Raw genomic sequence first — 13,217 nt, 5'->3', positions numbered from 1 at the left:
TATATATAAAATTATTTTATGTTAAAATACTTTCAAAGCTAATCGTATTATATTCGAGATTTAATAAATTTGCATCTATAGTGCATCCAATTATTTTTTTATTTTTTATAGATTTATAGAATTTAGGATTTTGATGCCACCTAAATAAATCTTTTAAAGTAATCATCAAACATTGAGAATTTTCTAGTAGACTAATTGAATGATTTGTTAAATTAGAATGATCATCTAAAAAAATATGCTTAATTTTTTTATTATTTATAATATTTTTTAAATCAATAATAAAATTTTCAGGATTAGCAATCCCTGTAATTATAGTAATTGTATCTATATCATAAAAATATTTTATAGCCTGAACTTCGTCAATTTCATTTTGGATATTAATAAAATCTTGATGAGAAGTATTAATAGTATAAAAATTATTTTTATATTGAATAATGAGATCTTTTTGGCTAGGTTTTATTTGATATTGTTCTAAGGATTTTATTAAATTTTCTTTAAATTGATCGCGATTTTCAAATTTTGTTCTTGACCAAAATCTAAAATCAAAATTATTTAATAAATTTATAAAAGAATCTTTTCCAAATCCTTCACGATAAGGACCAATTGGAATACAAAAATTTGGGCTATTGATCAGGATATTAGGAGACCAAACACAGATGTTATAATCTCTGGGGCAAGAAAAATGTTGTAAACCATCATCTAAAATAAAAATAGTTTTATTAATATCATAATTATTGATATGTATTTCATTTAAAAAAAATTTAAGTGATTCAAGTCTCTTTTTAGATTGTAAGATATAAAATTTTGAATTTTTAAATGAGTCATGATTTAAAATTTCATAATGTTCTCTATTTTCATCAGAGAGTAGAGATAATTTATCGACATTATAATTTTTACCTATGTTAACAGGAACTATATTTTTTCCAACACCTCTTGAAGCAATTGCAACAAGATATCCTTTGTTAAGGTATTCTAATGCACATTTACGAACTAAAGGAGATTTTCCTGTCCCCCCCAAAATTACGTTCCCGATACAAACAATTTTAAAACCACTTTGTTTAGAATCAAAAAAGGAATAAAGTTTTAGGTATGATTTTTCACGTTTTTTTTTAGAAATTACATGAATTGCTAATGATATAAAAAATAAAAGTGGAAAAAATAAAAAAAATAATTTGTTCTTATCTTTCCATGGCAAATCAAGCTGTTTTCTGATTTTTTGGCCTATGGATTTTGACATTTAAAATAATTCCTTAGGAGAGCATTTATTTATGATTTTTCCGTTTGCAAAAACATAGCAAAGGTCAAAATCTTTTATTTCTTGTAGTACATGACACACTGTAACAATAGTATGTTCGGAGTCTTTATTTTTCCATGAACGTACTGCTTTCCAAAAGAGCTGCGCAGATTCTGCGTCTAAATTTGCAGTAGGTTCATCTAGTAAAATTAGTTTTGGTGAGACAAAAAGTGTTCTTGCTAAAGCAACCCGTGCTTTTTCGCCACCAGATAGCCCTTCACCTAAAAAACCTAGATTTTTATCCATCATAATTTTTGATCCAGATTCCGAATAAGCTAGAGAAAGTGCAATGATTAAATCTTTAACTTTTTCATCAGCAATATGATCTGGTATTTTTTGTTCAGAGTATATAATATTTTCTTTTATTGTTCCTTTAAAAAGATAAGGTGATTGAGATGCATATAAAAATTCAGGTTCAATAGAAATACTTCCTTTAGAAGGTATTAATAAACCAGCGAGCATTCTTAGCATAGTGGTTTTGCCAGCACCACTTTCCCCAATAAACGCAATTTTACTTCCTTTGGCTATCTTCAGAGAACAATTAATTATTATATTTTGATGATCTTCTGTTGTGTAAGATACTTGATTCGCTTCAATAGAATTCGCTGAATTATAAGAAATTGGGGTTAATATATTATTGGTACTAGTTTTAAAATCATCTAAAAACAAGTAAACTCGTTGAAAAACAACTCTAATTTCGCTAAAAAAAGTGATTGCTCCTGCAATATTTTTAATATATCTAAACGAAAAAATAAGTAATATGAGCATTGAGGCATAAATTGTAGACTTAAATACTTCGGTATAGTTTAGTTTTAAAACAAATATAATACCTAATATTAATGCTGCTAAAAATTCGATACTAGGTGAAAAAAATGTTCTTACAAATATGCTTTTTTTCATAAATGAATAGTTATTAAAATTTAAGTCATTAAAGTCTGATTCTTCTCTTTGATGACTTCTCAGTGCATTAATTGTAAGTAGTCCATTGTGGCTTGAAATAAATCTTGCAGAAATTCCAATTTGATGTTTTTGACTTTCTCGAGTGTAATAATTAATTTTTTTTGCAATTTTTTTAAATATAATTCCTAATGGTACAAAAATACAAATACCAATTAAAAATGTTTGCCAAGAAATAAATAGCATTGTTATAATTATACCAATTAACACAAGAAAGTCTCTAACCGCACTGATTGTGCCTTTGCTAACAGCTCCTTGTAAAAGTGTTGTGTCTTGCATCAGTTGATTTGCAATATAGTCAGGATTTTTTTGATCTAGTTTATTTCCTGGTGAAGAGATAAATCCTTTAAGCATTTGTTCTCGAAGTGTGTGCGCAACTTTATGACCTGCTCTTTCTGTAAAATAACTACTCATAAATGCAGAAATAAGTTTTATTAATGAAGCAGTAATAATAATTATTGGAATTATAAAAATCAGATCTCTTCGATCTAATGTTTGACTAAATGAAATTATGTTTTTTAATTGGCCAGGAACCAGTTCGCCAACTTGAATTCTTGGAGTTGATATAAAAACTAATTGAAGAAGAGTTGTTAATGATAATGCAATTATGATTTCTGCTATTGAGTATATTGGAAGCCACGGTAGCCCGAGTAACAAATCTTTTTTACCAGAGAACCATAAAGTTTTGATAAAATTTTTAGTACTTTGCTGTTTCATGTTTTTGCCTGAAATTTATGTAAAGCAAATTTATTGACACCTGGGTAATTATATTTTTCTATACATTTTAATATCGCAATTGCAGCATTTTTGCCAGCATTGGGGGGAAATTGATTTTTTATTCTTTCAAATTCTTGCACCATTTCTTGTGTATATTGGTTATTGCTAAAAACTTTTAAAGCGTGCTCAACCAAATTTTTTGGTTGAGCGTCTTCTTGTAAAAATTCAGGCACAACTTCTTTATTTGCAGTTAAATTAACTAAAGAAACATATTTAACTTTAATTATTTTTTTAATAATAAATGCTGAAATAGATGATGTTTTGTATATTACAGACATTGGTGTGTTAAAAAATGCTGTTTCTAAAGTAGCTGTACCCGAACAAACCCAAGCGTAGCTTGATGAAGACATAACTTCATAAGAATTATTTAGACCAAATTCAATTTTATTATCAATCCACTCTTTATTAAAATTATGCAATTTCGCTGTGTTGTATGCAACGTTTTTTACAAAATTTATATCAAGAGTAGGAGCAATTGGAATTGCTCCTATGATATTTTTATTTTCTCTTGAAATGATTATAAATGATTCAATTAAAATTGGCAAAAGCCTATTGATTTCGCTTTTACGACTTCCTGGAAGTAATCCAATTTTAAATGGAATTTTTTTAATATTATTTTTAGCAATATATTCATCAATATTATCTTTTAAAGGATTACCTACAAAACATGTGTTTACTTTGTGATCTTTAAAAAAACTAGTTTCAAACGGCAAAATACTTGTAACAAGGTGACAATATTTTTTTAAAATTTCGGTACGATAAACGCCATGTGACCAAGCTTTTGGAGGAATATGATATATTGTAGTAAAGCCTAATGCGTAAATATCTTGAAGTAATCTTAAATTAAATCCTGGGTAATCAACTAAAATAATAGCGTCTGGTTTTCTAATAATAATTTGATGTAATAACTTTTTGTAGGCAGCTGAAATTTGAGAATAGTGAGAAATAATTTCGGTAATTCCAAGTACCGCCAAATCCTCTACTCTTATAACTTCATCAACCTCTTCTTGACGCATATTAGGACCGCAGGAACCCCAAAAAAAATAGTTGGTAATATTTTTATTTTTAAACTCTTCTTTTAAAGATTTAATCAATAGAGCTGCTTGAAGATCGCCACTTGCTTCTCCTGCAACAATACAGATACCACCTTGTTTTACTGGTTTCATGCATCACTCTTGTGTTTCAGATTCTTTTTTTATTGAATCTCGTGCGACTGCAACTCCGCGCTTTGAATTTTTTATGAAATTAACAAAATTGTCGATTTCTGGAATGTGCATCAGGTGAGAAATTGAGTTAAAAACATCATCAATTGTGATAGTGCTCTTTAAAAAAATTCTTTTGTAGGCTTCTTTTAAAGCATTCCGCGTATCTAACGATATATTTCGGCGGCGTAAGCCTTCAAAATTTAGACCTCTTAATGCAAGGCTGTTGAATCTGCCTTCTGACATACAATAGGGGGGTATGTCTTTATGTGCTAAGGTGCCGCCAGCAAGCATAGCCATGTCTCCAATATGAACAAATTGGTGAACAGCAGATAAGCCACCGATCACTGTCATATTATGTATTGTGACGTGTCCTGCAAGTTGTGTACCGTTTGCTAATATATTTTGATTCCCTACAAAACAATCGTGCGCAATGTGTGTATAAGCCATAAATAAGTTTTCATTACCAATGGTTGTTTTTCCACCGCCTTGCACAGTTCCGGGTTGAAGGGTTGTAAATTCGCGTATAATATTTCTATCGCCGATAATTAATTGAGTAGGCTCACCTTTATATTTTAAATCTTGCGGTGTATTTCCTACAGAAGCATAACTATAAATTTGATTTTCTTCACCAATATGGGTGTGTCCTGTTATTAGGCTATGAGCATGTATTTGAGTATTTTTTGCTATTCTTACATGCTTACCGATAATCGCATATGGTCCTATAGTGACTCCAGTATCAATTTCTGCGCCATCTTCTATAATTGCTGTTGGATGAATTTTTACGGAAGCACTTGTCATATAGTATTACCTTTTTGAAGTAATTGAGATAGAAAGTTTACATTGTGCTGCAACTTCATTATTAATACTAGCAGTTCCTTTAAACCACACAAAAGAGCCCCGCATTTTTTCTATTGAAACTTCATAATATACTTTTTCGCCAGGGAGTCCAGGGCGGCGAAACCTTGCCTCTTCAATTGAAGTGAGGACACCCAATTCAGTTTTTTTAGTTTCTTTTTTAAAAAGACTTAGACTAGATAAAAGTGCGCCTGATTGAGCGATTGCTTCAATATAGTAAACACCAGGATAAATAGGATTTTTTGGAAAGTGTCCTTCAAATACTGGTTCTGCTGGCGTTAATAATTTACTGGTAACAATAGTTTCTCCAATAGACAATTGATTAACAGAGTCAATAAGAAGTAAAGGAGATCTGTGGGGTAACCACTCTTTAATTTCTTCAATATTCATTATTATTTTATCGTAAATATTAATCATTCATCTTTCTCCTGTAGCATATTATGAAAGATTTTTTTTGCGCATTTGTTTTGTTAATTTATTTAAAACGGCGAGTTGTAAATGATATTCGCGATGAGGTCTGGCAGGAGTTCCTCCCCATGTTTCGTTTGCGGGTATATTTTTTGTAATACCCGATTGCGCTGTTAAAATACTTTGGTTTCCAATTTTTAGGTGACCAGAGACGCCCACTTGTCCTGCCATAACAACTCTATTGCCAACAGTTGTTGAACCTGCAATGCCAACTTGTCCTGCAATAAAACAAAAATCCCCGATTACAACGTTATGGGCAATCATGACAAGATTATCGATTTTTGTTTGATAACCAATTTGGGTGTCTGACATAGCTCCTCTATCAATTGTTGAATTAGCTCCAATTTCAACATCGTCAGCTATTTTTACTCCCCCAATTTGAGGTATTTTTATATTTTCTTTTTCTGTAGGGGCAAAGCCAAATCCATCACCACCTACAACGACTCCAGGGTTGAAAATGCATCCATTGCCTATTTCGCAACCTTCGCGAATAACAACATTTGGGTACAATAAACAATTAGAGCCCACAGAGCTTCCTGCGCCAATAAAGCAACCAGAATAAATAACAGAATTAGCACCAATTTTTGCATGTGGGGCAATAAACACAAAAGGAAAAATAGTGGCTGTTGGATGGATTTCTGCAGTTTCATCAATAATTGCTTGTTGTGAAATTCCAGAAAAAGGATGTACTGGTTTGAAAAAAAATTGAGAAATTTTAGCAAGTGTGGCGTGGGCGTTATTAGCTACAATAAGAATACTTTTAGTTTTATCAATTAATTTTTCAGCGTTTGCTTTGGAACAAATAATTGCTCCAGCATTTGTTGTTAAGCATTCATCAAAGTATTTTTCATTTATTAAAAAAGAGACATGCTCTTTAGATGCGATTGATAAAGGCGCAACACCCGAAAAAGATAAGTTCACATTTTTTGGAATAATTTCACAATGAGTTTGGGAAATTATTTCTGAAATTGAAATTAAGCTCATTCTATTATTAACCTTTTACTTTGTATTCTGAGTTATACTTTTCAACTATTTTAGATGTGATATCAGAAACTTCATCTGCATCAAGCAAAACTCCTGCACCACTATCAAATGCAAAAGAGCATTTCTCTTGTTTTCTTGTTTTTTTCACAACACTCACAATTTTAAGAAAGATTTCTTGCGTTGCTGCAAGCTCTTTATTTCGAGTTTGTTTCTCAAAATTAATTTGTAATTTTTGATATTCTTGTAATTTTTCTTGAAACTCTTTTTGTTTTGCCATTTTTTCTGAATCATTCCATAGAGAATGACTTTTTTGAAATTCGGCTTCGAGCGATTTTAAATCATTTTGTTTCTTTAAAATATTTTCTCGTTCTTTGGCAGCTTCTTTTTCGATTTTTGATATTGCAGCTTTTCCATCGTTAGTTTGTAAAATAGCTGATTGAACATTAACAACACAGACCTTCAAGGAATTTGAAGAAGCAAGAGGTTTTGCTGTTGTTAAATTGTTGTTAGCATAAAGAAATTGAGATGTTGATAAAGCTAAAAGCATTAATACAATTTTCTGTATACGCATAACTATGAAACCTCCTAGATAATCTAAAAATTCTGTAGCTAAAATTATTACATATTATTTAAGCTATCTGTACCTATTGTAAACACAAAGTGAGCTCGTCCTATATTACCATTTTTATCAACCGGAAAAGCCCATTCAAACCGAAAAGGGGCAACGGGTGTCATCCATCTAAACCCAAAACCAACATCGTATTTTAATGAGTCTATTGAAAAGTTATCATAATCGTCTAGTACTGTACCAGCTTCTCCAAAAAGCACAAAACGAAGTCCTGCTTGCGGAATCACAGGAACAAAATATTCAATCGACGAATATAGACTTCTATTTCCGCCAGTCGAAAAATTTAAAGTTTGTCCTGTAAGAGTAGAGATTGTAATTGGAATTGAGGGTGAAATTATTTCGCCAGGACCTGAATAACCCTTCATATAGTAAGCGTTTCCAAGTGTTGGTCTTTCCCAAATAGGGACTGGCTGTGTGCTAGATAATTGATACACATAGCGAGGCATCAATGAAAAACGAAAATTTGTTTTAAAATTATCAGAAAAATTAAGTGGGAGATAATATGCAACCACTGCTGATGCAGAGCCAAAGTTATATTGGCCATAAAGTCCTTTAAGAGCAATTGAATTCGATAAATTTAAATGTAAACCAGAAGTTGGGTTAAGATAGTTATCCGTGTCATCATATGTTAGGCCTTGCGATAATTTTTCACTTTTTCCTGAAGAATAAAATTTGGATGTTAGAGGTAAAGAAGGTTCTGTCGTGGTATCAGATATCGAATATCCAAGTGAAAATCTTGTGTTCTCAAAAACTTCTCTACCAACGTTAAGGCTTAAACTTTTTGTGTTTTGGGTAATGTAAACTTTGTTAATCACATCGCTTGATGTTAAGAGTGAAATATTGTGAGAAAATGCGCCGCTAAATCCAAAACTCCACGGGCTATCAAAAACACTTGGGTTTGAAAAATTTAAGCTAAACGTATAGTTCATCTTCCCGTTGTTTTCGGGAGAAGGGCTTAACTGTGCATTCACTCCAATATTATAAGCTTTTCCAATAAAATTTGGTTCTTGGTACTGACCCTGACCAAAAACAGTGACCCCAGAACCGCTTACACTTGGTGATGCGCCTATTGAGGCAGAAATGCGTCCAGTTGGTTTTTCTTTAATAATAACTTTCAAATCGACAGCGTGATTTGCTTGATCTGGTTCTTGAATAATTTGAACAAACTCAAAAAAACCTTGTCTTTCAATGTTTGCTTTGCTGTTATCAAGCTTTGAAGAATTAAATAATTCCCCTTCTGATATTCTTAATGCTCTTCGAATCACATTATCACGGGTTTTTACATTGCCTTCAAGGTTTATTTTTCTAAAGTATGCTTTTTCGCCTTTATTGATATTATAAACAATATCGTAAGTTTTTTTAACTCTATCAATATTAAAAGTTGGATAAATATAGGCAAACGCAAATCCTTGATCCCCATAAATTGTTTTTAAAGTTTTCATGTCTGCATTAAATTTAGATATTCTATAAATTTGGTTTTCTTTGAGAGAAAGTTTTTCTTTTATATTACTTTCTGTATCAATCACATCGCCAGTTATAGTAATTTTACCAATATTAAATCGTTCTCCCTCTTCTATAAAAAACGAGATACTTATGTCTCGTTTGTTTTTATCTAGAGTTGCGAGAGGAGAAGGGACAGTTGCTTCGGCATAGCCATTATCTCTATAATAATATGTAAGGTTTTGTTGGTCTGCAGCAATAAATTCATCTCTAAATAAACCAGCGTTAGTTAAAATTGACAGCCAAGAATATGGCCTAGTCATCATAAAATTTTGCAAATCATTATGGCTGAAATATTCGTTTCCGATGATGTTTACAGATCTGACTTGGATTGGCTTATTTTCATTGACGTGGAAAACAACATCAACTGAGCCTGGTTCAATTTCTTCAAGAGTATAATTAGGTTTAGCAAGATAATATCCTTTTTCGATATAAGCTTGCTCAATTGTACGAAGATCTTGAGCTAGTTTTTTTTCATCAATAATAGTATATTTTTTTGAAATTATTTTATCTTTTAATGAAGAAGATGAAACTATATGGAATCCATCATAAATAATATTATAAATAGTTGGTTTTTCAACAACATAAACGATGAGTTCGTTTTTTGAGCCTTTGTCAAATTTTACATCTTGAAAAAAACTACTTGCATAAATTGCTTTAATATTACTTGAAACTAATCCTTGATTGAGATTGTGACCAACTTTTATTGTCATTAAATTTAAAATAGCTTCTTGAGTAACTGTTTTGTTACCAAGAATTGTTATTTTAGATATAGGTTCGTTTCCCCATTCTGTAGGCGGAGATAAGATGGGAATTTGCGCATAGACTAAACTTCCAGTAATTAACGCTAAGCAAGTAGTAGTTGTAAAAAGAATTTTATTATTTATATAGCTGTATTTTTTTAAACCCGGCATTTCAAAGTTACTCTCATTAACATGGCCAGAAGAACGATCAACAACGCTGCACTATTCACCATTCAACGTAATTTTGCAAATTTTTAATTTCTCAAGGTCTAATTTCGGTTTGTTGTTTTCTAAAATCATCAGACAATATGTTGCCATCGCGTAATTGAATCCTTCTAGGCAGGGTAGCCGCAAATTCCTTATTATGCGTCACAACAATTATTGTTGTTTTAAATTTTTGATTGATTTCTTGAAAAAGATTGTGAATAAGGGCTGCATTTTTAGAATCTAAATTCCCAGAAGGTTCATCTGCTAAAATCAAAACAGGGTCATTGATAAGTGAACGGGCTATTGCAACTCTTTGTTGTTCTCCTCCACTGAGTTGGTTTGGAAAATGGTCTTGTCGTTTAAGCAAGCCTACATTTTCAAGTAGTAGCCTAGCTTTATTCTGGGTGTCTTTTGTCGAACGGCCTGCAATTAAGCCTGGCATCATTACGTTTTCGAGAGCCGTAAATTCTTGTAAAAGATTATTGTGTTGGAAAATAAATCCAATATGTAAATTTCTAAAAACACTAATAGACTTATCATTTTTTTCGAACGGATTTTTATTATCTATTTTGATAACTCCAGAAGTTGGAGAATCAAGAGTGCCTAGTATGTGCAAAAGAGTGCTTTTGCCAGAGCCACTTTCGCCCACAACAGCAACCACTTCTCCTTTAAAAACTTGAAAGGATATATTGTTTAAAGCATGAAGATCTTCTCCGCCTACTTTGTAAGTTTTTTTTAAATTTTGAACTTGTATCGCAATCACATTTGCTCCATTTTTAATTTATTTACGCACAGAAAGTACTTCTATTACATTAAGATTTTTAACCTCTATAGCTGGCCAAACTGCTGCAAACATAGCAAGCAATATGCTTCCAATTGAGATAAAAATAAGGTCAATTAAATTAACTTGAATTGGTAATGGTTTGTTAGAATATGAACTAGTGATAAAAGGTATTTGGTAGTTATGAATAAAATAAAGACAAATTCCGCCAAGGAGTAAACCAATTAAAACCCCCGCCAATCCAATTGAAAAACCTTGCCATAAAAAAAGTTTGCTAAGATCGAGTTGTTCAAAGCCTAAGCTTCGCAAAATAGCCATTTCTCTTGATTTTCTACGAATTGATAATAACAAAGAAATTGAGATACTAAAACATCCAACAAGAATAATCATAAGCATTACAAAACTCATCCCCCAGCGCTCAAGACTAAGCGCTTTGAGTAAGGCTCTGTTTGTTTCGGTCCAGGGTCGTGCTTGCAATCCCATATTTTTTAAAGAAATATTTAAATTATGAGCTAATTTATCGGCACCTAAAGGATTTTGGATTTTAGCTTGTAGTCCAAGCCAGGTATTTTCATTTTGAAAAAACTGGTTGGTTGTTTTAAGCGAACTGAGAACTTTTTTTTGGCTAAAAGCAAAATTATTTGTTTTTAAATTACCAGCGATCACGACTGGCAATTGCATTGGAGCAAGACCTCCTGGTCCATCATCAGGAATGGTTGAAACAAGTGTTATACTGTCACCTATATTTAAACCTAATTGCTCCATTAGGTCTTCTCCAATAATTATAGTTGGAAATAATTCTGAGTTGGTAATGTTTTCAGCAGGTATTTTGCGGTTTAATATATTTAAATTAATACCATTTGAGAGAAATTTTTGGATTTCGAGAGTGTTTTCTGCTAAATTTGGATCAATTCCTTCAAGCCTAGCCATTTGACCTTTATTTCCAGCTTGTAAGATGATATCTCCGCTTTGATAGGGAGCAATTGATAGAATTTCTGGAGATAAATTTTTTATGTTTTTTATTAATTCTTTGCTTTCAGAAATTTGTTTTCCTTTTTCTAGAGATACTATTTCGATATGTGCTTGCATACTAAGAAGGTTTGACTTTATATTGGTTACAAAACCAGACATAACACTTAAAACCACTATAAATGCAAAAACACCAATAGCAACCCCTAGAACTGGCAGTAATACTCCAATCGCAGCAGAACTTCTTCTTGACTTACTTGCCCAAGAAGAAAAAAGATAGCGATAAAGTAAAAATCGTATTGCTTTTGAATTGGCTGACATAAAAGGTTTCCATCAGAATATGAATTGTGCTCTTTATTGAGCATCGCTTAATGTTTACAAGTTTCAGAAATAGTGTACAAGATGCTTGTGCTTAAAATAGATTACCAATAATTTATTAGGCATAGCGTATTTTAAAAATAATTTTTTAATGTTATTAATTTGCAAGACTATAGAAAGAGAATTCTATGCCTTTTGTGAAACCAAATGAATTTCATGTAAAACTCTCATCAAATCAAAAAAGCATCACACAAACAGGTGCTCGTTTATTTGGTGTGGAAGAGGAATTATTTACAAACTGGCGTTGGCAAATGAAATCACAAATTCAGACTCAAGATGATTTGGTTGGTATTGTCAATTTAGCTCAAAAAGAAATTGAGGGTTTTAAAAAATTAAATAAATTTTTTCATGCGGGGATAAGTCCTTACTCAATTTCATTGATGGATTTTTCAAACGATTTCGATCCGGTTAAATTGCAGCTTATGCCGCAGTTAGAAGAACTTAAAGATCGTTTTGGAGTTTCTGATCCATTAAAAGAACTGGGAAACTCTCCTGTTAAAGAGATGGTTCATGTTTATAAGGACAGAGTCGCATGGTGTGTTGCACAGCTTTGTCCCGTATATTGTAGATACTGTTTTAGAAAAAGAAGAGACGGAGAAGAAGGTCTTCATTTTAATCCAAAAATTATTGAAAAAGGTCTTGAGTATATTGCAAGTAATAAAAATATTAGAGATGTTTTAATTACAGGCGGCGATCCTTTTATTGCTCATGATAAAACTATTGAAAATTTATTAAAAAAATTGCGGGATATTAAACATGTAGAAATTATTCGATTTGGTACTAGAACTCCGGTTTCGTTACCTTATAGAATTACCGAAGAATTTGCTGACATGCTTGCGCAGTATCATCCTATTTGGATAAATACTCATTTTAATTCTGCACAAGAGCTTACACCAGAAGCAGTTTCTGCTATCGATACTTTGTTAAAAAGAGGAATTCCAATTGGTAATCAGTCAGTATTTTTAAAAAACGTTAACGATAACGTAGATAGTTTAAGAAAGTTGGTAAATGGTCTTGTGAAAATGAGGGTGCGGCCCTATTATATTTATCATCCACAAATTGTTGAAGGAACTGAACATTTAAGAATTCCAATTGAAAAAGGTTTAGATGTTATTAAAGAACTGAGAGGATCCACAACTGGATTTGCAAATCCCCAGTATGTTCTTGACACGCCAACAGGAAAAATACCTCTATCTCCTAATCATGTATTGGCAAGAGATGGAGAATTTGTTATTGTAGAGCAATTAAATTCAGAACCATGGGCTGAGCCAAGCCCGCTTGAAGGTTACACTCCTAAAAAAAGTCTTCCAAGTAAAAGTTTTCCTTTTGCACAACGAATTCATAATTAAAAATTTTTTTAAATATAATAACTGAAATGTAAAATTTAAATAATCAAACAATCTTGTGAACTTTTTTCACTTGTTATATTAAAGAACAGTTCGAATCATTTAAAACATTTCACCTTTAAGGG

Annotated in this window: 11 protein-coding genes; 1 reads left to right on the top strand and 10 read right to left on the bottom strand. The window is 31.7% G+C overall.

Annotation, left to right across the window (positions count from 1 at the left end):
* Positions 1 to 16: 16 nt before the first annotated feature.
* From Spiro2_RS11795 to Spiro2_RS11750, 10 genes are all read right to left on the bottom strand, one after another.
* The gene (locus Spiro2_RS11795; RefSeq protein ID WP_338636033.1) at positions 17 to 1,237 is read right to left on the bottom strand and encodes a tetraacyldisaccharide 4'-kinase; all 1,221 of its coding nucleotides are present in this window, start codon (positions 1,235 to 1,237) and stop codon (positions 17 to 19) included.
* A complete protein-coding gene (locus Spiro2_RS11790; protein ID WP_338636032.1) occupies positions 1,238 to 2,968 on the bottom strand; it encodes an ABC transporter ATP-binding protein in 1,731 nt (576 codons plus the stop codon). It abuts the gene before it with no gap.
* Complete coding sequence (gene lpxB / locus Spiro2_RS11785) at positions 2,965 to 4,194, bottom strand: lipid-A-disaccharide synthase (protein ID WP_338636031.1); 1,230 nt, start codon at positions 4,192 to 4,194, stop codon at positions 2,965 to 2,967. The genes Spiro2_RS11790 and lpxB overlap by 4 nt, the downstream gene beginning before the upstream one ends.
* 3 nt (positions 4,195 to 4,197) lie before the next feature.
* Positions 4,198 to 5,031, bottom strand: coding sequence for an acyl-ACP--UDP-N-acetylglucosamine O-acyltransferase (gene lpxA / locus Spiro2_RS11780; protein ID WP_338636030.1), 834 nt, complete (start codon positions 5,029 to 5,031; stop codon positions 4,198 to 4,200).
* A gap of 6 nt (positions 5,032 to 5,037) precedes the next feature.
* Positions 5,038 to 5,505, bottom strand: a complete 468-nt coding sequence (gene fabZ, locus Spiro2_RS11775) for a 3-hydroxyacyl-ACP dehydratase FabZ (RefSeq protein WP_338636029.1) — start codon at positions 5,503 to 5,505, stop codon at positions 5,038 to 5,040.
* Positions 5,506 to 5,526: 21 nt separating this feature from the next.
* The gene (gene lpxD, locus Spiro2_RS11770) at positions 5,527 to 6,540 is read right to left on the bottom strand and encodes a UDP-3-O-(3-hydroxymyristoyl)glucosamine N-acyltransferase (RefSeq protein ID WP_338636028.1); all 1,014 of its coding nucleotides are present in this window, start codon (positions 6,538 to 6,540) and stop codon (positions 5,527 to 5,529) included.
* 7 nt (positions 6,541 to 6,547) lie between these two features.
* Positions 6,548 to 7,111 (bottom strand): OmpH family outer membrane protein, encoded by a 564-nt coding sequence (locus tag Spiro2_RS11765; protein WP_338636027.1) that lies wholly within the window; start codon positions 7,109 to 7,111, stop codon positions 6,548 to 6,550.
* Between the two features lie 47 nt (positions 7,112 to 7,158).
* Positions 7,159 to 9,582, bottom strand: coding sequence for an outer membrane protein assembly factor BamA (bamA, locus tag Spiro2_RS11760; RefSeq protein WP_338636026.1), 2,424 nt, complete (start codon positions 9,580 to 9,582; stop codon positions 7,159 to 7,161).
* Between the two features lie 91 nt (positions 9,583 to 9,673).
* The gene (locus Spiro2_RS11755; protein WP_338636025.1) at positions 9,674 to 10,381 is read right to left on the bottom strand and encodes an ABC transporter ATP-binding protein; all 708 of its coding nucleotides are present in this window, start codon (positions 10,379 to 10,381) and stop codon (positions 9,674 to 9,676) included.
* 18 nt (positions 10,382 to 10,399) lie between these two features.
* Positions 10,400 to 11,689: an FtsX-like permease family protein gene (locus tag Spiro2_RS11750; RefSeq protein WP_338636024.1), complete on the bottom strand. Its 1,290-nt coding sequence runs from the start codon at positions 11,687 to 11,689 to the stop codon at positions 10,400 to 10,402.
* Between the two features lie 185 nt (positions 11,690 to 11,874).
* Between Spiro2_RS11750 and Spiro2_RS11745 the strand changes: the two genes are divergently transcribed.
* Positions 11,875 to 13,095 (top strand): KamA family radical SAM protein, encoded by a 1,221-nt coding sequence (locus tag Spiro2_RS11745; RefSeq protein WP_338636023.1) that lies wholly within the window; start codon positions 11,875 to 11,877, stop codon positions 13,093 to 13,095.
* The last annotated feature ends 122 nt before the right edge of the window (positions 13,096 to 13,217 follow it).

Source organism: Spirobacillus cienkowskii, assembly GCF_037081835.1.
Taxonomy (GTDB): Bacteria; Bdellovibrionota_B; Oligoflexia; order Silvanigrellales; family Silvanigrellaceae; genus Silvanigrella; species Silvanigrella cienkowskii.
Note: the sequence above shows the minus strand (reverse complement) of the source record. Positions and strands in the feature narration are given on the sequence as shown.

Bases quoted from the DNA above. Each gene is read 5' to 3' on its own strand.
- Spiro2_RS11795 (WP_338636033.1), bottom strand. From the start codon at position 1,237: ATGTCAAAATCCATAGGCCAAAAAATCAGAAAACAGCTTGATTTGCCA.
- Spiro2_RS11790 (WP_338636032.1), bottom strand. From the start codon at position 2,968: ATGAAACAGCAAAGTACTAAAAATTTTATCAAAACTTTATGGTTCTCT.
- lpxB (WP_338636031.1), bottom strand. From the start codon at position 4,194: ATGAAACCAGTAAAACAAGGTGGTATCTGTATTGTTGCAGGAGAAGCA.
- lpxA (WP_338636030.1), bottom strand. From the start codon at position 5,031: ATGACAAGTGCTTCCGTAAAAATTCATCCAACAGCAATTATAGAAGAT.
- fabZ (WP_338636029.1), bottom strand. From the start codon at position 5,505: ATGATTAATATTTACGATAAAATAATAATGAATATTGAAGAAATTAAA.
- lpxD (WP_338636028.1), bottom strand. From the start codon at position 6,540: ATGAGCTTAATTTCAATTTCAGAAATAATTTCCCAAACTCATTGTGAA.
- Spiro2_RS11765 (WP_338636027.1), bottom strand. From the start codon at position 7,111: ATGCGTATACAGAAAATTGTATTAATGCTTTTAGCTTTATCAACATCT.
- bamA (WP_338636026.1), bottom strand. From the start codon at position 9,582: ATGCCGGGTTTAAAAAAATACAGCTATATAAATAATAAAATTCTTTTT.
- Spiro2_RS11750 (WP_338636024.1), bottom strand. From the start codon at position 11,689: ATGTCAGCCAATTCAAAAGCAATACGATTTTTACTTTATCGCTATCTT.
- Spiro2_RS11745 (WP_338636023.1), top strand. From the start codon at position 11,875: ATGCCTTTTGTGAAACCAAATGAATTTCATGTAAAACTCTCATCAAAT.